Genomic DNA, 18,852 nt, shown 5'->3' on the forward strand with positions numbered 1-18,852 from the left:
GGGGGGGGGGGGGGGGGGGGGGGGGGGGGGGGGGGGGGGGGGGGGGGGGGGGGGGGGGGGGGGGGGGGGGGGGGGGGGTTTTTTTTTTTTTTCCCCCCCCCCCCCCCCCCCCACCAGCCCCATCGTCGCCCAAGATTTCGGCGACGGGAACCTCTTCGGTCGCATCATTCGCGACCAGGTAATTATCGGTTAGCTTCAAACTGTTCAGGTGCAGGATGCCACCGAACTGCATCAGCCGCACCACGCCGGCCAGCAGCATGTGCGGATGGTTCACCGCCTTGGCCAGAGACCGGATCGTCGGCGCCGCCGGGTCGCTCCAGCCCCGCAGCGCATCGATCACGCGCAGCTCGAGCATCCGGTTCCGCTTCGCGCTCATGGCTCGCCGCACCCGCGACCGATCTGCCCGGCGTCGTCGGCAGCCGTGAACAGCTTCCAGTGCCGCCACCCGTTGGGGCAATGAAAGCCCCACTGGCGGATGCGCGGCCCGGTGATGAACAGCGTCACCGCAATATCGCCGTCACGCTCGATTTCCAGCCTGTGCGCCGCCTTGGCCCGCCGGAACGTCACTGATCCGGGCTGACGGAACACGCGCCGCTGCACCCCGCCGGCGGCAATGCTGTGCTCCCAATAGCCGCCCCACAGAACGATGCTCGCATTCCACCACGGGTGATCGTGCAGCGCGCGGTCATCGTCGCTCTTGGCGATCACGTGCAGATAGATGTTGAACCACCGGTTGCGCGGGATGACGAACCACCGCTCCAGATAATGGTCGCCGATCACGAAATCCGGCTTGCGGCGGTTGGTGATGCCGGTCGCAAAATCGTTCAGCATTCCACGGACAAGGTTCGGCAGCTTCATCACAACACTCCCGGCACGGTCTCGCGCCCCGTTTCGACGATGGTCACGATGCGGCGCGCGCGCGGGCCTTGGTCGGCCACGCGGATCTTCCCGGCGCTGATCAGCTTCCTGACCAGGTAGCGCGCCCGCTCGGGGCCGGAGAGGTCGAGCGATTTCGCCAGCTCGCCATTGGTCGGCGCCACCTGGCCCATGTTCGCCGCCCGCTTGAACGCGCGATAGATGGCATCCAGCACCTCCCCGTCCCTCTCCCCTTCAGGGGAGAGGTTAGGAGAGGGGACTGGCGCGCCACCCGCTGCATCGCGGCGGATACGACTCACGCTCCAATAGGTCTCCCGCGCCCCCGTCTCGGGGTCGGGCCGCACCGCCTGCGGCAGATGCAGCAGCATTCCCGCCGCCACCAGCTCGCGCACCAGCACCACCGTCGCGGATCCGCGCGCCAGTGCCTGCCCCTTGGCATAGACCACCGCCTCGCCATGCGGCGCGTCAGCAACCCACGCATCGAAATCGCCCAGCGGCATCACCCACCGGCACAACGGCCCCAGCGTAAAACGCGCCGCCTCGCCGCGCCCGAAGTTGGCGGCCCGCGCCGCTCGAGGTGCGGACAGCGTCACGCCGCACCCCCATCATGAGCCGCCAGCGAAACCACGCCCTCGACCCGTTCGACCGCAAATCCGTCTGCGGTCAGAACATCGGTCGCCCGAAGCAGAAAGCCCTCAGGCAGGGAATAGGCGACTACACGTTGCTGCAGCTGCCCATTGAGCAGCACCTGGAACGGCACCGGCGGCAACAACTTGATAAAGCCCATTTGGCCATCCACCGATGCGCGCAGCGGCCAGCCCTCGGCAGTTGTCGCGCCCCCCACAGGCGGCGGCAAAGTCTGACCGCAGGTCAGGCAGGTAACCTCTCCGCTCACGCCGCACCCCCGTCCCGCGTCCGCTGCGCCAGCGATCGCAGCGCGACCAGCTTCTCGATCGCCTCGTCGAACTGCTCGATTATCCGGTGCCGCCGCACCTCGCCCGCATCGACGATGCCGTCATTGCCCAGCGCGGTGCAGACGCTGGCCATCGCCTCGCCCACTTCCTGCGCGCCGGCACCCATCAGGCCATGCCATTCGCTTAAGCCCTCGGGCGCATCGGGCAGGCGGATCGCCACATGCCCCAACTCCCGCGCCAGCGCGGTCAGGATCGGCGTGCCACGGCCCTGCAGCATCACGGCCTGGTCCATCGCCAGCGCCGCATCCAGCGGTGGCTGGTCGGGCTCGTTGCGGTTCATCCACCGCCCGCAGGTGGAACGGCCCCGCCCCGTGGTCAGCGCCGCGCCATCCACCCCGCCGCACGATTCGACGGCAGAGCGCGAGGCGTTGGACAGCCGCGCCAGCTGCGCCGGGGAAAGCGTCGATCCGGTCACAACACGGACCCCTCAACCCGCTCACCCTGAGCCTGCCGAAGGGCAACTTCGGGGGACACGTCATCCGCCTGTCCCGTTGCCGCTTCTTCCCCGGCAGCGATATTCTCCAGCCTGTCGAGCAGTTCGGCAGCGGACAGGGGAATGCGATTGTCAGGCCAATTTTCACCGGAACGGAAGAAGGCGAGGAATTTTTCGAAGGTCGCCGCCGTCAACGTCCCGCCGCCGCGCAGCCGGCCGATGAACTTGCCATCGTTGACCACGACGCTGCCAAGCGCGACCGGAGTACGACCGGTAGCCTCGCACCATGCTATTGCCAGATGATCGATGTATTCGGTGAGTTGCATTGAGTCCGCCGGTCAGGGCACCCCATCGGGGCAATTGGCGGTAAACTTCGGGCAATTGCCCAAGTCTGTCAATGGGCAATCTCCCGATTTCTGCAAAAATTGTTTCGGGCTATCCTCGGCAAATGCCCAAAGCCATTGAAATCCTTGCCTCTCGCCTGTCAGAGCGGATGACCGAGCTGGGCAAGAATGCGTATTCTGTGTCGATGGAAGCTACCGGCAGGCCCGACCTTGTCCGAGATATCCTGCGCGGCCGCATGCCGAACGCTGCTCGACTGGCGCAACTCGCCTCAGCCTTGGAGACCACCAGCGACTGGCTGTTGGGCGATGATGCCGCATCGCGGGAACTGCCACCATCGAACGTCGGACCGCCGATTCCCATGATGGCCGTCGGCTCCACCACCCGCCCCTTCACGCCGCGTGACTTGCCGAAGAACGTGCCGGTCTACACCGGAGCCCTCGGCACCGCGCTGGATTTCAAGGCCGGCCAACCCGTCGAATCGCAGGTGATGGATCTGGGGGAAGCTGTGGATATGGTGCGCCGCCCGCCGGGACTGGCCGACACCAAGGGCAGCTATGCCCTCTACATCGTCGGAGACAGCCAGAGCCCGCGCTTCGAAAGTGGGGAGTTGATCTTTGTCAGCGCGCACCGCCCGGTCTCGCCCGGTGACGATGTCGTGGTGCAGCTGCTCGATGATGAGGATTGCGTGTCCTGCGCGCTGGTCAAGCGTCTCGTCCGCCGCAACGCGGACTTTGTCACCCTGCGCCAGTTCAACCCGCCGATCGAGTTCGACGTGCCCCGCAAGCGCATCCGCGCCATCCACCGGGTCTACAACAACGCCGACCTCTGGGGCTTCTGATCAATAGCCGGCCTCGGCAAACCACTCAGCCACCTTGTTTCGGAAGTGCAGCTCACGGCCATCCAGCTCGCCGTCAGCTTCGATCACCTTGTCGATCGTCGGGCGCAGCAGCCGTGCTACCGTCGGCGTCGTGAGGCATCGCTCCAGCGACACATAGAATGTCTCATCATCGGGGGCGAGCCGGTCGATGTGCCGCGCCACTTCTGCGGCATCATAGGGCACCGTCAGCTCGCACCGGTTCCAGTAATGCGGTACGAAATCTCGGATCACCTGCTCTTCTGCCGGATGCCAGTCGCGATCGCATCGGGCAATGAATGTCAGCACGTTCAGCGCTGCATTCAGCATCGCATAGTCGCGCGGCGACAGGCCGTATCGCCACCCGCTCGCTGACTGCACATCGGGCATGAACATGGCAATCAACGCGTCAGCGCCGCCATAGACTTCGCCGGTCTCGATGTCTGCCGCTTCGATGATATTGGCGACCAGAAAGGTGCGGCTCGCCGATCTCTCAAAGCACCAGGCCACCAGATATGCCTTGCCCTTCCGTTCCTCGATCCTCCGGCACGATATGCGGCGGTTGCTGATCGCCCCCTTGCTGTCTCGGTAGGTCATGACCAGCGTCAGGCCGCTGATCGACTGCACGCCCCATTGTGGCGGTTCGAAACTTGGCGGCTCGATGGAATCGGGCGGGTCATCTGGCGGCATGCGCGCCGTGAAATCGGCTCCCGCCCTCGGCTGCACCCGCCGACCGGAAACGACAGTCCACAAATCTCTCAGGCCCACACGCCCCCCTTGTCTCCCGAGAGACATCAGAATGCAGCAACACCTGCTTCGGCACAACTTGGGCAGTTTCCCGAATTACCGCTTGACATGGGCAACTGCCCGAATATGCTTGGGCAAGTTCAACCGGGAGACCGACCGATGCTGCCCACCCCAACCAAATTCCCGCACGTCGGCAGCTACGCGCTGCTGCGCATCGCCAGCGAAGCGCACGGCCGCACCACCGCTGTACGCCTGCGCCGCGTCCGCATCCAGCAGCACAACCGCGACGGATCCTTTTTGGTCACCGCGCCCGAAGCGAGCACCACGCTCGGCAACCGCCGCGTGCTGATCCCCGCGATCCAGAAGACGGTCCAGCGCGCCGACCTCCGCCGCCTGCCACGTCAGCTTGCCGACGCGAACGGCGAACTGAAAACGCCCCGCGCCACTGCAGGTGTCGCATGACCTCCCCCCGCTATGTTGTGTCGGAAACCGTCGATCAGCGTTGCGTCATTGACCACACCGATCCGGATTTCGCCGTAGAACAACGGCCTATCGCCGCTGCTGGCCGCGATACTCTTCCGGCCACGCTCAGTGTTGCTCGCATGACCGGACGCCGCACCAACCGGCAGACCATCGTGATTCAGCTCGACATGGGCAACGGCTTGGGCCTGCATCATGAAAAGACTTCTGCCGCCGCGCGCATCTGCGCGGCTGCGATTATGGCGCAGGCTGATCTGATCGATGCCGAAGCGGCCAAACAGGCCAGCGCCGCCATCGCAAAGGCACAGGGTGGCGCAGCATGATCGCCCTGTTTACCCAGGCCGACGCCACCGCCCACGCCCACGCCGCGCTCAACACCGCGCTGCTCATCGTTGCTGTGCTGCTGCTGCGCTTTGTCGCGCGCACGACGCGGGCCAGCAAATGATGCGCCGCCCGCTCCCGCTGCACGACCCCGATCCCGCGCCGCACCCCAGCTGGGGCTGGCTCGGCGCATTCCTCGCCTGCACCGCCATCGCCGTGCCGGCCCTGCTGGAGGCATTGCTGTCATGACCCCCGAAAGCTGGATCATCCTCGGCACCGCCGCCATCGGCATCGCCGCCGCCATCGGGCTGGCCTGCATCGCGATCGAAGCCGTGGCCCGCCGCCGCTTCGATCGCGAATGCGCCTACCAGCAGACCGACTGCACCGCAGCCAACCCCTGCCCATGGTGCCAGCGCGACATCACCATCGGGGAGCGGCGCTGATGAACGCGCTTACCAGCTTCCCCCATTCTGCTTCCCCCAGCGTACACGCTGGCGCAGCTTCCGCACCGGCCAGCCCTCCGCTGGTGGCCGGTGCCGGTGCGGCAGGCCCAACCCCCGCTCCTTGTCAACCGGGCCTGCCGCACCCTCTATTCACGGCCGCATGGACTGATGCGCTGACCTTGCGTGCCGCGCATCACGCCCACGGCCACACGCCGGATCGGGATGATGCCACCGGCCCCTGCCTGATCGCAGAGCGCGCCATGTCGCGCCTGATCATGGCGATCGACACGCTGCGCGGAGAGCCCAGCACGCTCCCCGCCCGCCTCTGCCCCCGCACCCGCGCCGTCACCCAGCGCCGCCTGGCCAACGCCATGGCCCTGATAGCCGCCGCGCACGATGCGCTTAGCAGGATGCCGGAGAAATAGTCATGGCTGGATCGCAGGCTGAAGAAAGGATCAGGGCAAAGGCCGAGGCAGCACTGCGCGAAGAGTGGCCCGACGCCCGCATCATTCACGAACTGATGCTGCAGCAAGGCGGCTGCAGAATAGACCTGGCAGCTGTCACGCGAGACCGAATCATTGCTGTCGAGATTAAGAGCGAGCGCGACACATTGGATAGGCTGAAGGAACAGGCCAGACAGGCCGATCTGGTCGCTGACTATTTTGCCGCAGTTGTTGCTGAGAAACATTACAGCGCCGCATGGCGCGACAATCACGTCAGGATTTCTGCGGTTTGCAAGGAAGACGATGCGCTGCCACATTTTGCCAGGGCGCGTCGTCAGGCGATGGAAGCAACATGCAACGCGCCGGCTCGGCTGCAGATGCTGTGGGCAGAGGAACTACGCCGTGTGGCTGAGACCGGAGCGCGCGCCAGCAGAATCTTTTCGATTCGCTACGCCAGCGACACACTGACTGGCGCAGAGGTACGGCGACGGGTCTGTGCAGCGCTCCGTGCGAGGCCATTTCCGCGTGCCGATCCCCTCATCCCGCTGCCAGACAGTTGGGCCGCGTGACCGACCTTACCGCCCTCTGGCAAGCCGAACGCACCGCACGCGCCCAGCGCGCGGCGGCGGCGATCGCTGCCGGCAGGGCCACCGCCGAGCAGGCGGAGCGGGACGCGCACCTGTGCGCGATCGTCACCGCCACCATCGCCAGCGGCTTTCGCATCCCCACCATCGCCAGCAGCGCGGCCGAGGTGGCGGATCACGCCGCCGCTGCCGATCTGCTCGACGCCATCGTCAGCAAGGCCCGCGCAGAACAGCGCGCAGAGGCCGCCGCACTGCAGCGCCTCGCCTCTCTGTGCCGCAACCCCCTCACCGTCGTGCAAGCCGCCATCGCCAACGCACTGTCATGGCAGGCGCGCCAGGGCAGCCAATGAACGCGCCCACCCGCCCCGCTTTACGCTGGCACGGCGGCAAGTGGCTGCTGGCACCATGGATCATCAGCCATTTTCCTGAGCACCGGGTGTACGTCGAACCCTTCGGCGGCGCGGCATCGGTGCTGCTTCGCAAGCCCCGCTCATATGCGGAGGTCTACAACGATCTCGATGGTCAGGTCGTCAACCTGTTCAGGATGCTACAGCACGTGCAGTCGTCTCAGCGACTGATAGAGCTGCTGCGCCTCACTCCCTTTGCCCGCGCCGAATTCGAACTTGCATATGAGGTCAGCGCCGATCCCGTCGAGGAAGCGCGCCGGCTGATCATCCGCAGCTTCATGGGCTTTGGCAGCGACGGCCACAATCGCCAGCAGAAGACGGGCTTCCGGGCCAACAGCAACCGCAGCGGCAGCACCCCGGCGAGAGACTGGTTGAACTATCCCGACGCGCTCGAGCTGATCATTCAGAGGGTGCGCGGGTGCATCATCGAGCAGCGCCCCGCCATTGCTGTCATGGCTCAGCACGACAGCGTCGACGCTTTGCACTACGTGGATCCGCCCTACATGCCGGAGACACGCAGCCAGAAGGCGCGCAAGGGCGGTCTGCAATATCACTGCTACGCGCACGAGCTGAGCGAGGCCGAGCATGCCGATCTGCTCACCTTCCTGCGCACGCTCAATGGCGCAGTGATCCTCTCGGGCTACCCCTCGCCACTTTATGACCAGCTGCTGCACGACTGGCACCGCACCCAGCGCCAGGCCATGGCCGACGGCGCGAAACAACGCACCGAAGTGCTGTGGCTGAACCCCCGCGCTGCCAAGGCGATGGCCTCCCGCACCTTGTTCGGTACTGCTGCATGAACGCGCCCACCCGCTTCCCTGCAGCGCGCCGCGCCAGCTACCCCAGCAAGGCGGTCATCGCCCGCATGGTCAAGGCGGCGCGCGACCTCGGCCTTGACGTCATCGGCTTCGAAGCCCAGCCTGACGGCACCGTGCGCGTGCTGGATCGCTCCGCCGCTCCCGCGCCGGTCCAGGCACCAAGGGACGAATTCGAGGAATGGGAAGCGAGCGGCCAGCTTTGAGCATCAAAGGCGTGCACATCGTCCGCTCGGGCCGTGGGGCCCGCAAGGCGTGGTATATCTACGCATGGCGCGGCGGTCCGCTGATTCGCAAGGCTGACCAGCCCGGGCGCCCCACGCTGACCCCGCAGGATCTGGCCGCCATCGCCGATGCCGCGCGGCAGGATTGCACCGCGCCGACCGAAAAGCTGTACGGCCTCGTCGCGGCCTTCCGCAAATCGGATCAGTGGCGCGGCTATTCCCCCGGCACGCAAAAGACGTGGGGCCGCGCGCTCGATGCCATCGAGGCCAAATGGCAGCAGGTGCCGACCCGCATATTCAGCGATGCGCGCATGACGCCAAAGATCGTCGCCTGGCGGGACAGCTTCAGCTCGCGCCGCTCCGCCGACATCGCCGTGTCGGTGCTGTTCGTCATGCTCGAATGGGCCAGGCTGCGGGGCTGGGTAAAGGCTAACCCGGCGGCAGGCATCCCTGCCAGCTATCGCCGCGCCGATCGTGCCCCGGTCATCTGGCTGCCGGAAGATCGCACCGCCATCGCCAAACATGCCGGGCAGCCACTGGCCGACGCGCTGGATCTGGCCGCCCTTACCGGCCTGCGCCGCGCCGATCTGGTCGCGCTGCGGTGGGACGAAGTCGACGATCTGGCGATTCGCCGCACCGCCGCCAAGCGCTCGCGCGGCCGACGCTACCGCGTCACCCTGCCCATCACGCCAGAACTGCGCCAGCTGCTGGACAGGCTGCGCACCCGCCCCCGGAAAGCCGGCGTCGAAACGGTGCTGGTCAACAGCTACGGCCAGCCTTGGACCGGTGACGGGCTCAACAGCAGCTTCGAAGGCGCCCGCAACAAGGCGAATGACGGCAACGGCATCTGGCACGTCGAGCGCGACCCCGAAACCGGAGAAGAATCGCGCCTCGCCAAGCGCATCCACGACTTCCGCGGAACCTACGTCACCCACCTGATGACGCTGAAGACCAGCAAGCCGCTCACCGACCGCGAGATCGCCGATCTGGTGGGCTGGAGCGAGCCACAGGTGCGCGAGATCCGCAAAAGATATGTTGACGACAGAGCGATCGTCGTGGCACTCGCCAAACGTATCGCGAACAGCCCTGTAAAACGCACTGTAAAACAGTCCGCCGATCAGGAGCTAAGTCGTTGATTTGCGGGTGTAGCTCAATGGTAGAGCAGAAGCTTCCCAAGCTTACGACGAGGGTTCGATTCCCTTCACCCGCTCCAGCCGCTGCATAGGCTGTCGCTCAATCGAGCAGCGCCTGCACCTTGCTCATCAGCGCCTGGATCCGCTCGGCGGCCTCGGTGAAGGTCTTCACATCTTCGCGATTGTTGTTGGCGCGCGCTTCCTTCATCGCCTCGACATAGCCTTCCATGTCGGCTTCCAGCGCATCGACGATCATCTCGGCTTCGTCTTCGGTGAGGGTGAGTTTGATCGACATGAAACGCTCCTGAGGCTGTGCCCCGCGCCCTATGCGCGCTGGCCGGGCAGCGCAACCCGGGCGGCTCAACTGATCTTGCGAATCAGGGATTGATCGAAGGATCCGCACCCAGCGCCCGATAGAGGGCGATGCGATTGGCGGCGCGCCCCGCCAGCGTCGCCACCAGCCCGCGCTGCGCCGAATAATATTCGCGCTGCGCGTCGAGTCGGGCGAGGAACGGGTCGATCCCGCCGCGGTAGCGGGCGTCGGTGAGCGTGAACGTGTCCTGCGCGGCCGCCACCAGCATGCGTTGCGCCCGCTCCTCCTCGGCGTAGGTGCCAGCCCGCGCCAGCGCGTCGGCAACATCGCGGAACGCGGCTTGGATGGTGCCTTCATAGGCGGCAAGCGCAGCATCGCGCTCGGCTTCGCTCAGCGTCACGCCGGCCCGGCCGGCTCCGCCGCGGAAAATCCCGTAGCGGGCCGATGCATCGGCGGAAAAGCCGAAGCTGCCACCATGGAACAGCCCGGAGAGCGCGGTGCTGGCAAAGCCCGCCAGCCCGGTCAGGCTGATACGCGGGAACAGCGCAGCGCGCGCCGCGCCAATCTCGGCATTGGCCGCCCGCAGCCGATACTCCGCCTCGACGACGTCCGGTCGCCGCAGCAGCACCGATGAATCGAGTCCGGCGGGGACGAGGCCGATCGCCTGGGTTGCCGTGTCCACGCTGTCGGGCAGCAGGCTGGGGTCGACTGGCCCGCTGGTCAGCAGCTCGAGTGCATTGATGTCTTGTGCCACCGCAGTTGTCAGCCGCGCGACATCGGCTTCGGCGGTCGCGAGGATCTGTTCGGCCTGGCGCAGTTCGGTGCGCGGTGCGATGCCGCCCTCCAGCCGCGCGCGCGTCAGGGTAACCGCACGCCGTGCGTTGGCGGCTGTATCTTCGGCGATGCGCAGCAGGCTGCGGTCGGCGGCCACTGCAACCCATGCTTCGGCGACGTCGCCGACCAGCGCGATGCGGACCGCGCGCGCTCCGGCTTCGCTCGCGAGATAGCGCTGCTGTTCCGCTTCGCTGAGCGCTGCAACCCGCCCGAACAGGTCGATCTCGAACGCCGAGACGCCGACGTTGGCAGAAAAGCGCCCGCTGCTACCGTTATTATCGCCCTCGATACCGCCGCCCAGTCCGGCATCGACGGTCGGCAATTGCTCGGCGCGCTGGATCCGGTAGCGCGCGCGGGCGGCACGGACATTGGCCAGCACCGTGGCCAGGTCGCGATTGCCGGACAGGGCCGTGTCGACCAGACGGGCAAGGCCCGGATCAGCGAACAGATCGCGCCAGGTCACTGTCGGAAGCCCGGCCTCCGATTGGCGAAGATAGGCATCGCCCACGGACCAGCTCGCGCGGATCGGCGGTTGTGGCTGCACATAGGGCGGGGTCATTGAGCAACCGGCCAGCAGCAGGGCGGACAGTGCGACTGCGATGCGCGGGCTCATGCGCCTTCTCCCGCGAGCCGCCGGGCGCGCCGCTCGTCGAGCTTGGTCCTCGCCTTGATCAGCGCGTCGCGCACGGTGCGGCGGACGATGACGAAGAACAGCGGTATGTAGAAGACCGCGAGAATGGTCGCGGTCAGCATGCCGCCGATCACCGACGTGCCGATGGCGATGCGGCTGTTGGCGCCGGCACCGGTCGAGAGCGCCAGCGGCAGCACGCCGAACATGAAGGCGATGCTGGTCATCAGGATGGGGCGCAGTCGCAGCTTCGCCGCTTCGACCGCCGCATCGATCACCCGCTTGCCCTGCTTTTCGGCCGCTTCCGCGAATTCGATCATCAGGATGGCGTTCTTCGCCGCCAGTCCCATGGTCGTCAGCAGGCCAATCTGCAGATAGACATCGTTTTCCAGACCGCGCAGCGTCACGAAAAACACCGCGCCGACCAGTCCCAGCGGAATGACCAGCAGCACGGCGATCGGGATGGTCCAGCTTTCGTAGAGGGCAGCGAGGCAGAGGAAGATCACCAGGATCGACAGGCCATAGAGCAACGGCGCCTGCCCGGCCGACAGCCGTTCCTGGAAGGACAGGCCGGACCAGGCCACGTCGGTTCCCGGTATCTCGCGGGCCAGCGCCTCGATCCGGTCCATCGCCTCGCCGGAAGAATGGCCCTCGGCCGCCTGTCCCTGGATCTGGAAGGAGGGCAGGCCCTGAAAACGGGAGAGCGATGCCGGCGCGGTCGACCAGTCGATCCGGGCTATGGCGCTGAACGGCACCATCTGCCCGTCCCGGCCGCGGACAAACCATTGCGACAGATCCTCGGGCGCAGCGCGGTACGGGGCATCGCCTTGCACATACACACGCTTTACCCGGCCGCGGTCGATGAAGTCGTTCACATAGCGGCCACCCCAGGCGAGCGACAGCGTGGTGTTGACGTCGCTCTGGTTGAGGCCGAGCGCGGCAAGCTTCTGGTTGTCGATCTCGACCGCCAGCGTCGGCAGGTCGGGCAGATCGGACAGGCGCACCTGTGCCAGCGCCGGGTCACGCGCGGCCTCGGCCAGCAATCGTTCGCGCGCAGCGACGAAATCGGCACGGCTCATGTTGCTGCTGTTTAGGAATTCCAGCGTGAAGCCGTTGGACTGGCCGAGTCCGCGAATTGCCGGTGGCTGCAGGGCAAAGGCCTGGGCATCGCGCAGCCCGCGGAACGCCGCGCTGGCGCGTTCGACGATGGCCGGGGCGGCGTTCTCGCTTCCACGCCGGTCTTCCCATGGGGCCAGGTTGATGAAGCCCTGGCCGGTGTTCTGGCCGGTCGCGCCGCCGCCGCCACCGCCGCCGGTCACGGTGAACATCACGCTCAGATTGTTGGCCTCATAGGTCTGCCAATAGCGCTCCAGCGCCTCCTGCACCTCGATGGTGCGGGCCTGCGTCGATCCGGCGGGCAGGCGGTACTGCATCGACACCGTGCCCTGGTCCTCAACCGGCAGGAAGCTCGTCGGCAGGCGGGTGAACAGCAGCAGCATGATCGCGCAGATACCAGCATAAATCAGCAAAAACAGCCATTTGCGGTCGACAACCTTGATGACGGTCCCGGCAAAGCGCTCGGTGCCGCGGGCAAAGCTGCGGTTGAACCAGGCCCCCGCCGCTTCCATCCGCGCCATCAGGCCGCCGGCATGGCGGTGCATCCAGTCGGGCTCGCGGCGCTCTGCCCGTGCGTGCTTCTGCTTGAGCAAGGTCGCGGTCAACGCTGGGCTCAGCACCAGCGCGACAATGACCGACAAGACCATCGCCGAAACGATGGTAATGGAAAACTGCCGGTAGATGACCCCGGTCGAGCCGCCGAAGAAGGCCATCGGCACGAACACGGCCGACAGCACGATGGCGATGGCGACCAGCGCGACTGAAATCTGGTCCATCGATGCGATGGTCGCCTCACGCGGCGTCATCTCCGGATTTTCCTCGAGCAGGCGCTCGACATTCTCGACTACGACGATGGCGTCGTCGACGAGCAGGCCGATGGCGAGGACCAGTCCGAACAGGGTCAGCGTGTTGATGGTGAAGCCGGCGACATAGAAGACCGCGAGGGTGCCGAGCAGCACGATCGGCACGGCGATGGTCGGGATCAGCGTAGCGCGCCAGCTCTGGAGGAAGACGAACATGACGATGATGACCAGGATCACTGCCTCGATCAGCGTCTTGACCACCTCTTCGATCGATAGGCGGATGAACTCGGTGGTGTCGTTGGCATAGGCGTGCTTCAGCCCCGGCGGGAAGCTGGGGGCCGCGCGCTCGACTTCGGCCTTGACCAGATCGGCGGTTGTCAGCGCGTCGGCGCCCGGCGCCAGCGAAATCGACATGCCGGCGCTGGGGTAGCCGTTGATCCGGCTCGAGGCATTGTAGTTTTCCGACCCCAGCTCGACTCGTGCCACATCCCCCACGGTGACGCTTGCACCGCTCGGCAGCGTCTTGACCGTGATTGCGCGGAACTGTTCCGGCGTTTGCAGCCGCGATTGGGCAGTGACGCTGGCGCTCAGCATCTGGGTCGCCGGCTGCGGCTGCCCGCCCAGCTCGCCGGCTGCAATTTCCGTGTTCTGGGACTGGATCGCGGCGGTGACGTCACCCGGCATCAGCCCATAGGAGGCCAGCCGGTCGGGCAGCAGCCAGATCCGCATGGCGTAGGGAGAGCCGAACACATTGACTTCTCCGACCCCTTCCACCCGGCTCAGCCGGTCCTGCAGCGTGGTGGTGAGAAAGTCGGAGACGTCGCGGTTGGTGCGCCGGCGGCTTTCGTCATAAACGCCGACGATCATCAGGAAATCGGGGTTGGACTTGCTGACCCGGACGCCCTGTTGCTGCACCTGCTGCGGCAGGCGGGCGATCGCCTGCTGGATCTGGTTCTGCACCTGAACCTGCGCGACATCGGGGTCGGTGCCCTTGTCGAACACGGCAGTGACGGTCACTTGCCCGCGCGAGCTGCTCTGCGAGCTGAAATAAAGTAGCCCGTCGATGCCGGTCAGCTGCTGTTCGATGATCTGGGTGACGCTGTTCTGGATCGTCTCGGCGGATGCGCCGGGGTAGGTGGCGCGGACATTAACCTGCGGCGGTGCGACATCGGGATATTGGGCAATCGGCAGGGAAACCAGCGCGCCGAGCCCGGCGAGCATGGTCAGGATGGCGACGACCCAGGCAAGGATCGGCCGGTCTATGAACAGCCGGGACACGCCTTACCGCGCCGCTGCCGGCGCTTGGCTGCGGCCGGCACCAGGGGGGGCGATGCGCTGGGGCGTGCTTGCAGGCACCGGCCGCACCTCTGCACCGGGCCGCAAGTTGGCGATGCCCTGCGTGACTATGCGCTCACCCGACCGCAGGCCGGACGTGACCACCCAGTTGGCGCCGACCGTGCGGGTTGCCGTGACCGTTCTCTGCTGCACCTTGTTGTCGGTGCCGACCACCCACAGCAGCGCATCGCCGCGCTCGTCGCGTGACAGTGCGACCTGCGGCACCAATATTGCCCGCTGGTCGATCGACTGGGTAAAGCGCGCGCGGACGAATGTGCCGGGCAGCAGGAGCCCGCGCGGATTGGGGAAGCTGGCGCGCAGCGTAACCGTGCCGGTAGCGGGATCGACCATCGCTTCGGCAAATTGCAGCGTCCCCGACGGGCCATAGGCGCTGCCGTCCTCCAGTGTCAGGCGCACTTCGGCGGATGCCGGTGCGCTGCTGCCCGCGGCTAGCGCCTGACGCAGCGTCACCAGATCGGCGGCCGACTGCTGGATGTCGACATAAATTGGGTCGAGCCGCTGGATCATCGCCATCGGCTCGGCTTGTGCCATCGTCACCAAGGCCCCTTCGGTGACCAGGCTGCGGCCGATCCGGCCGGAAATCGGCGCGGTCACCGTCGTGAATCGCAGGTTGATGCGTGCGCTCTCGAGCCGCGCCTGTGCCTGAGCGACGGCGGCTTCGGCCTGCCGGGCCTGCGCCAGCGCATCGGTGTAGTCCTGCTGCGCGACGGCCTCCATTTCGGCGAGCGGGCGCAGGCGCTCGGCGCGAACGCGCGCGGCCTCTGCTGTCGCCTGCGCGGCAGACACATTCGCCGCCGCCTCATTGACTGCGGCGCGGTAGATGGCAGGGTCGATGAGGTAAAGCGGTTGCCCGGCACGGACCAGGCTGCCTTCGCTGAACATGCGTTGCCGCACCAGACCGGCAATCTGGGGCCGGACTTCGGACTGCTGGCTTGCGACCACCCGTCCCGACAGCACGGCCTCATCAGGCACGGCGCTATAGGCGGCGACCACAAAGCCGACCTCGGGCGTCCCGCGCCCCTTGCCCTGATCCCCGTCTGCCCCGCTACATCCGCTCAGCGCCGCCGCTGCCAGCAGGAGAAGCGGGCCAACGCCCGAAAATTTGGCTATCACCAGCTGCGTCCGTTCCTTCTGGTCCTGTCGCCCCCCCGGGCGCAGCGCAGGCCTGTTCAGGCGCTGCAATGCATCATCGGGAAAAAGGTTGCACCAAAAAACCGTCAGCCCCCTTCCCCGACGGCCTTTGCCTGTCCATGATGGCAGCGGGAACATTGTGCCCGGCGGGACATTTGTCGGCTGCGCACTTTCAGGGGGTCACAATCAGCATGGACCAGACAGATCAGCCGACCGCTCCGGCAGCCGCCGCCGTTGCACCGACGCCGCCCCAGCGCGACATCGCAGGCACCATCATCCTCTTGCTCGGCGCAGGCTCGGTCATCGCCGCATTGCTCGCTGCCGTCGGCAGCGGGGTGGGCCTGTGGCCCTTTGCCGGGGCACTGCGCGTGGTGTTCTTCGCAGGCATCGCCAGTTTGCTCACCATCCTGATCGCGCTGGGCGTCGTCCTGCTCGCGCGCCGCCGCAAGCGCTCGCTGCGCTGGCCGCGTCTGGTGATCGGCGCTGCGCTGGCAACGATGTTCTTCCTTTATTTTGCGCGCTTCCTGTTTCTGGCGACCAGCCTGCCTGCCATCCATGACGTCTCGACCGATCTCGCCGATCCGCCGAGCTTCGCTGCCCTGCCGCTGCGGGCCGACAATGACGTCGCAATTCCCGGTGCGGACGATGCCGACATGCGTGGCCTTACGCCGCGCCAGCGCTGGGCGCGGCTGCATCAGTCGGCTTATGGCGATATCCGTTCGCTGCGGGTCGCCGCCACCGTTCCGCAGACGGTCGAGCGGCTGGCCGCCGTGGTTCGCGATCGTGGCTGGGACATCGCGGTGGTCGATCCGGCGCGCGGCCGCATCGAAGCGACCGACACCAGCGCCTTCTTCCGCTTCAAGGACGATGTCGTGCTGCGCGTGCGTGCCGCCGAGGGCGGCACCGCCAGCATTGTCGACATGCGCTCCGTCAGTCGCGTCGGCCAGCATGACTTCGGGGTCAACGCCAACCGGGTGCGTGCCTTCCTCGCCGACGTGCCTTCGGGACAACCGCAGGCCCGTTGATGGCGCGACCCCGCCGCAAGCGCGGTGCCTTGCGGTGGGCTCGCCGGCTCGCCGGATTGGTCGTCGTCGCGGCGCTGGCCGGACTGGCTTGGCGCTGGCTCGCCGCCCATCCGCAACATAACCCCTGGGCACCGCTTGCCCTGTCGCAGCCGGTGGGATGGGCGACCGCCACCAAGCTCGCCGCTCTGCGGCAGGATGCACCGGCTTGCCGCGCGCTGCTCGAAGGCAGCGGAGTCGATTTCGCACCGCTTCCCCGCGTCGGATCGGACGCGTGCGTCGCGGCCGACCGCACCCGTCTGGCCGATGGCACGACTCCCGGACTGGTGCTGCGCCCGGCCGGCGTGGCACCCTCCTGCGCCGTGGCCGCATCGCTGCTGTTGTGGATGCGCGAACGCGTGCAGCCGGCGGCGCAACGCCACTTCGGCCAGCCGGTGGCGCGCATTGAGCATCTGGGCAGTTACAATTGCCGCCGCATCGGGGGCCAGGGCGGCTGGAGCGAGCATGCCACGGGCAACGCCATAGACATCTCCGGCTTCATCCTTGCCGATGGTACGCGCCTGACCCTGCTCGCCGACTGGCGGGCCGAGCCGGACGGTCCGCGCTCGCGCTTTCTGCGCGATGTCCGCGACGGCGCCTGCGACGTCTTCGCCACCACTCTCTCGCCTGCCTATAATCGCGCGCATGCCGACCATTTTCACTTCGATCAGGCGCAGCGCCTCGGCGGTCGCGGCGTCTGTCGTTGATCCGCACCCTGTGCAAGCGGCGCCGGGCCCCCTATACTGATGCCATGCTCGACCAACTGCCCGAAGATCCCACGCTGGATGAAATCCGCGCCTTCCTGATCGCCGATGTCGCGGCCAATGCCGCTTTCGATGGCTGGGGCCCGGTCGCCATCGCAACGGCTGCCGAAAGCGGCGGAGTCGATGCCGAGCTTGCCCGGCTCGCCTTTCAGGGCGGCGCGACGGCGATGATCGACGCATGGTTCGCGCACATCGATGCGGGGATGGCGGAACGGCTTCCGCCCGATGTGCTGGCGGGGATGAAGATACGTCAGCGGATCACGGCGCTGGTCGAAGCCCGGCTCGACATGCTCGCGCCGGACCGCGAATCGCTGCGCCGGGCGCTGGCGATACTGGCGATGCCGCAGAATCTGTCGCTTGCGGCAAAGCTAGGCTGGCGCGCCGCCGACCGGATGTGGCGGCTGGCGGGCGATACCGCCAGCGACTTCAACCATTACAGCAAGCGCGCCACCCTGTCCGTAGTCTACGCCACCACCATGGCAGTGTTCATCGACGACGACAGCGAGGATCATGCCGATACGCGCGCCTTCCTTGCCCGCCGCATCGACAATGTCATGCAGTTCGAGAAGCTGAAAGCACAGGCCAAGGCGCGCACCGAGCGCCGCCCCAGCCTGTCGCGCTTCATCGGCCGGCTGCGCTACCCGGTGGTGTGACCGCCGGGGCCATCGGCTGGTTCAACTGCCAGGCAGGGCCGGGAGCGCGCGCAAGGCATAGCGATTGGCGGCATCCTGCGCCCGGCTGGCGCCGTCCGGCAGGTCGAAGGTCACGCGCCGGTTGGCGAAATCGATGACGACCCGATCGAACAGGCGCAGCGCATCCATTCCCAGCAGCAAAGCGGGCCGCCGGTCGAGACCGAGCACCGCGAAGGCGGGCGAATCGGCATAGGCGACCGGCAGGTCGGTGAAGTCGACGCCGCCCACCGTGATCCGCTGGATCTGCCCCACGGCAACCTCCATCGTCGCCCCGGTGATGCTGGTAAGCTGGCTGACGCCGGACCCGCCGCGTCGCCCGCTTTCGCGGCGTACCAGCCGCTGCAGCGCCATGTTGCCGACGCTCGATTGCGCGCCGGTATCGAGAATGATGTCGATGCGCCGCCCGTTGATGACGGCGTTGGACAGAATCATGCGCCCGGCCAGCCGACGCCCGGTGACGACGATGGCATCGCGATCGATTTCCGGTTCGCGTTGCACCCGGCGGCTGGGCTCTGAATTCCGGATATCCATGCGGTTGGCGACGAAATCGATTACCAGCCGGTGATTCTCCAGCGCGTCGATGCCGATCAGGCCAGGCCCGCCGATGTTGAACTGGGAGAAGGCCGGCACCTCAGAATCGCCCAGCGCCAGATCGCGCAGACGGATGCCGCGGGCATGATACATGTCGGCGATGACCGCCTCGGCGAGCCCGACAATGCGGGCGCGCCCGGCGCTTTCGAGATTGAGCCGCCGCGCCAGCTCGTTCGAGATCACCGAGCGTTCGGCCCCGGTATCGACGACGAATCCGAACGGGCCGGCATCGCCGATATGCACCGGCAGGGTCATGCGGTCGGTGCGGTCGAGCATGATCGGCTGCACGAACAGTGGCTCGGTGGCCATTGCGGCTTCGGCAGGCGCGGGTGTGGCGACGGGCGCCGCTGTCTGGCTGGCCGCCGGCGCGGCGGCCAAGCCGATCAGGCCGAGCAGCGTCAGGCCATGGATGCGCAGCGTTCGGGTCATGGACAGTCTCCCACCCGCCGCATGTTGCCGCCGGTCGGGTCGGGCCGCATGCTATG

The 18,852-nt window shown here is 66.9% G+C and carries 26 protein-coding genes and 1 tRNA gene; 16 read left to right on the top strand and 11 right to left on the bottom strand.

Features of this window, described 5'->3' with window-relative positions:
• Positions 1–372: 372 nt before the first annotated feature.
• Genes AC0QC4_RS10755 through AC0QC4_RS10775 form a run of 5 tightly spaced genes read right to left on the bottom strand, consistent with a single transcriptional unit; the run spans position 373 to position 2,609 of the window.
• Complete coding sequence (locus AC0QC4_RS10755; RefSeq protein ID WP_483659902.1) at positions 373–858, bottom strand: hypothetical protein; 486 nt, start codon at positions 856–858, stop codon at positions 373–375.
• Positions 858–1,469: a hypothetical protein gene (locus AC0QC4_RS10760; protein WP_483659903.1), complete on the bottom strand. Its 612-nt coding sequence runs from the start codon at positions 1,467–1,469 to the stop codon at positions 858–860. The genes AC0QC4_RS10755 and AC0QC4_RS10760 overlap by 1 nt, the downstream gene beginning before the upstream one ends.
• Positions 1,466–1,771 (bottom strand): hypothetical protein, encoded by a 306-nt coding sequence (locus AC0QC4_RS10765; protein WP_483659904.1) that lies wholly within the window; start codon positions 1,769–1,771, stop codon positions 1,466–1,468. The genes AC0QC4_RS10760 and AC0QC4_RS10765 overlap by 4 nt, the downstream gene beginning before the upstream one ends.
• Positions 1,768–2,265, bottom strand: coding sequence for a phage regulatory CII family protein (locus AC0QC4_RS10770; RefSeq protein ID WP_483659905.1), 498 nt, complete (start codon positions 2,263–2,265; stop codon positions 1,768–1,770). The genes AC0QC4_RS10765 and AC0QC4_RS10770 overlap by 4 nt, the downstream gene beginning before the upstream one ends.
• A complete protein-coding gene (locus AC0QC4_RS10775) occupies positions 2,262–2,609 on the bottom strand; it encodes a hypothetical protein (protein ID WP_483659906.1) in 348 nt (115 codons plus the stop codon). The genes AC0QC4_RS10770 and AC0QC4_RS10775 overlap by 4 nt, the downstream gene beginning before the upstream one ends.
• Positions 2,610–2,680: 71 nt before the next feature.
• On the opposite strand from AC0QC4_RS10775, the gene AC0QC4_RS10780 reads away from it, so the two are divergent.
• Positions 2,681–3,466 (top strand): S24 family peptidase, encoded by a 786-nt coding sequence (locus tag AC0QC4_RS10780; RefSeq protein WP_483659907.1) that lies wholly within the window; start codon positions 2,681–2,683, stop codon positions 3,464–3,466.
• On the opposite strand, the gene AC0QC4_RS10785 is transcribed toward AC0QC4_RS10780, so the two are convergent.
• Positions 3,467–4,171, bottom strand: coding sequence for a WYL domain-containing protein (locus tag AC0QC4_RS10785; protein ID WP_483659908.1), 705 nt, complete (start codon positions 4,169–4,171; stop codon positions 3,467–3,469). It abuts the gene before it with no gap.
• A gap of 216 nt (positions 4,172–4,387) precedes the next feature.
• Here AC0QC4_RS10785 and AC0QC4_RS10790 point away from each other — a divergent pair, with 216 nt between their 5' ends.
• The 12 genes from AC0QC4_RS10790 (at position 4,388) to AC0QC4_RS10845 (ending at position 9,158) form a co-directional block, all read left to right on the top strand.
• Positions 4,388–4,690: a hypothetical protein gene (locus AC0QC4_RS10790; RefSeq protein WP_483659909.1), complete on the top strand. Its 303-nt coding sequence runs from the start codon at positions 4,388–4,390 to the stop codon at positions 4,688–4,690.
• Positions 4,687–5,031 carry a hypothetical protein gene (locus tag AC0QC4_RS10795; RefSeq protein ID WP_483659910.1) on the top strand — a complete coding sequence of 115 codons (345 nt, stop codon included), beginning with the start codon at positions 4,687–4,689 and terminating at the stop codon, positions 5,029–5,031. Before AC0QC4_RS10790 ends, AC0QC4_RS10795 begins: the two co-directional genes overlap by 4 nt.
• Positions 5,028–5,153, top strand: a complete 126-nt coding sequence (locus AC0QC4_RS10800; protein ID WP_483659911.1) for a hypothetical protein — start codon at positions 5,028–5,030, stop codon at positions 5,151–5,153. Before AC0QC4_RS10795 ends, AC0QC4_RS10800 begins: the two co-directional genes overlap by 4 nt.
• The gene (locus AC0QC4_RS10805; protein WP_483659912.1) at positions 5,153–5,278 is read left to right on the top strand and encodes a hypothetical protein; all 126 of its coding nucleotides are present in this window, start codon (positions 5,153–5,155) and stop codon (positions 5,276–5,278) included. The genes AC0QC4_RS10800 and AC0QC4_RS10805 overlap by 1 nt, the downstream gene beginning before the upstream one ends.
• A complete protein-coding gene (locus AC0QC4_RS10810; RefSeq protein ID WP_483659913.1) occupies positions 5,275–5,472 on the top strand; it encodes a hypothetical protein in 198 nt (65 codons plus the stop codon). Before AC0QC4_RS10805 ends, AC0QC4_RS10810 begins: the two co-directional genes overlap by 4 nt.
• Positions 5,472–5,897 carry a hypothetical protein gene (locus AC0QC4_RS10815; protein ID WP_483659914.1) on the top strand — a complete coding sequence of 142 codons (426 nt, stop codon included), beginning with the start codon at positions 5,472–5,474 and terminating at the stop codon, positions 5,895–5,897. Before AC0QC4_RS10810 ends, AC0QC4_RS10815 begins: the two co-directional genes overlap by 1 nt.
• Positions 5,898–5,899: 2 nt before the next feature.
• A complete protein-coding gene (locus tag AC0QC4_RS10820; RefSeq protein ID WP_483659915.1) occupies positions 5,900–6,484 on the top strand; it encodes a sce7726 family protein in 585 nt (194 codons plus the stop codon).
• Complete coding sequence (locus AC0QC4_RS10825) at positions 6,481–6,849, top strand: hypothetical protein (RefSeq protein WP_483659916.1); 369 nt, start codon at positions 6,481–6,483, stop codon at positions 6,847–6,849. Before AC0QC4_RS10820 ends, AC0QC4_RS10825 begins: the two co-directional genes overlap by 4 nt.
• A complete protein-coding gene (locus tag AC0QC4_RS10830; RefSeq protein ID WP_483659917.1) occupies positions 6,846–7,706 on the top strand; it encodes a DNA adenine methylase in 861 nt (286 codons plus the stop codon). The genes AC0QC4_RS10825 and AC0QC4_RS10830 overlap by 4 nt, the downstream gene beginning before the upstream one ends.
• Positions 7,703–7,927, top strand: a complete 225-nt coding sequence (locus AC0QC4_RS10835) for a hypothetical protein (RefSeq protein ID WP_483659918.1) — start codon at positions 7,703–7,705, stop codon at positions 7,925–7,927. Before AC0QC4_RS10830 ends, AC0QC4_RS10835 begins: the two co-directional genes overlap by 4 nt.
• Complete coding sequence (locus AC0QC4_RS10840; RefSeq protein WP_483659919.1) at positions 7,924–9,081, top strand: tyrosine-type recombinase/integrase; 1,158 nt, start codon at positions 7,924–7,926, stop codon at positions 9,079–9,081. Before AC0QC4_RS10835 ends, AC0QC4_RS10840 begins: the two co-directional genes overlap by 4 nt.
• Positions 9,082–9,084: 3 nt before the next feature.
• A tRNA-Gly gene (locus AC0QC4_RS10845) sits at positions 9,085–9,158 on the top strand.
• Between the two features lie 20 nt (positions 9,159–9,178).
• On the opposite strand, the gene AC0QC4_RS10850 is transcribed toward AC0QC4_RS10845, so the two are convergent.
• The 4 genes from AC0QC4_RS10850 to AC0QC4_RS10865 form a co-directional block, all read right to left on the bottom strand.
• Positions 9,179–9,373 (bottom strand): hypothetical protein, encoded by a 195-nt coding sequence (locus tag AC0QC4_RS10850; RefSeq protein WP_483659920.1) that lies wholly within the window; start codon positions 9,371–9,373, stop codon positions 9,179–9,181.
• An 82-nt stretch (positions 9,374–9,455) separates the two neighbouring features.
• A complete protein-coding gene (locus AC0QC4_RS10855) occupies positions 9,456–10,838 on the bottom strand; it encodes an efflux transporter outer membrane subunit (RefSeq protein WP_483659921.1) in 1,383 nt (460 codons plus the stop codon).
• Positions 10,835–14,050: an efflux RND transporter permease subunit gene (locus AC0QC4_RS10860; RefSeq protein ID WP_483659922.1), complete on the bottom strand. Its 3,216-nt coding sequence runs from the start codon at positions 14,048–14,050 to the stop codon at positions 10,835–10,837. The genes AC0QC4_RS10855 and AC0QC4_RS10860 overlap by 4 nt, the downstream gene beginning before the upstream one ends.
• 3 nt (positions 14,051–14,053) lie before the next feature.
• Complete coding sequence (locus AC0QC4_RS10865; protein ID WP_483659923.1) at positions 14,054–15,241, bottom strand: efflux RND transporter periplasmic adaptor subunit; 1,188 nt, start codon at positions 15,239–15,241, stop codon at positions 14,054–14,056.
• A gap of 209 nt (positions 15,242–15,450) precedes the next feature.
• Here AC0QC4_RS10865 and AC0QC4_RS10870 point away from each other — a divergent pair, with 209 nt between their 5' ends.
• From AC0QC4_RS10870 to AC0QC4_RS10880, 3 genes are read left to right on the top strand one after another with little or no spacing between them, the layout of a single operon-like run.
• Positions 15,451–16,284, top strand: coding sequence for a DUF1499 domain-containing protein (locus tag AC0QC4_RS10870; protein WP_483659924.1), 834 nt, complete (start codon positions 15,451–15,453; stop codon positions 16,282–16,284).
• Positions 16,284–17,027, top strand: coding sequence for an extensin-like domain-containing protein (locus AC0QC4_RS10875; protein ID WP_483659925.1), 744 nt, complete (start codon positions 16,284–16,286; stop codon positions 17,025–17,027). The genes AC0QC4_RS10870 and AC0QC4_RS10875 overlap by 1 nt, the downstream gene beginning before the upstream one ends.
• A 44-nt stretch (positions 17,028–17,071) precedes the next feature.
• Positions 17,072–17,737, top strand: coding sequence for a COQ9 family protein (locus tag AC0QC4_RS10880; protein ID WP_483659926.1), 666 nt, complete (start codon positions 17,072–17,074; stop codon positions 17,735–17,737).
• Positions 17,738–17,758: 21 nt separating this feature from the next.
• Here the strand turns inward: AC0QC4_RS10880 and AC0QC4_RS10885 are convergent, their stop codons facing one another.
• Positions 17,759–18,796 carry an aspartyl protease family protein gene (locus tag AC0QC4_RS10885; protein WP_483659927.1) on the bottom strand — a complete coding sequence of 346 codons (1,038 nt, stop codon included), beginning with the start codon at positions 18,794–18,796 and terminating at the stop codon, positions 17,759–17,761.
• Positions 18,797–18,852 lie beyond the last annotated feature (56 nt).

It is taken from the genome of Sphingomonas sp. jy18 (assembly GCF_056931895.1).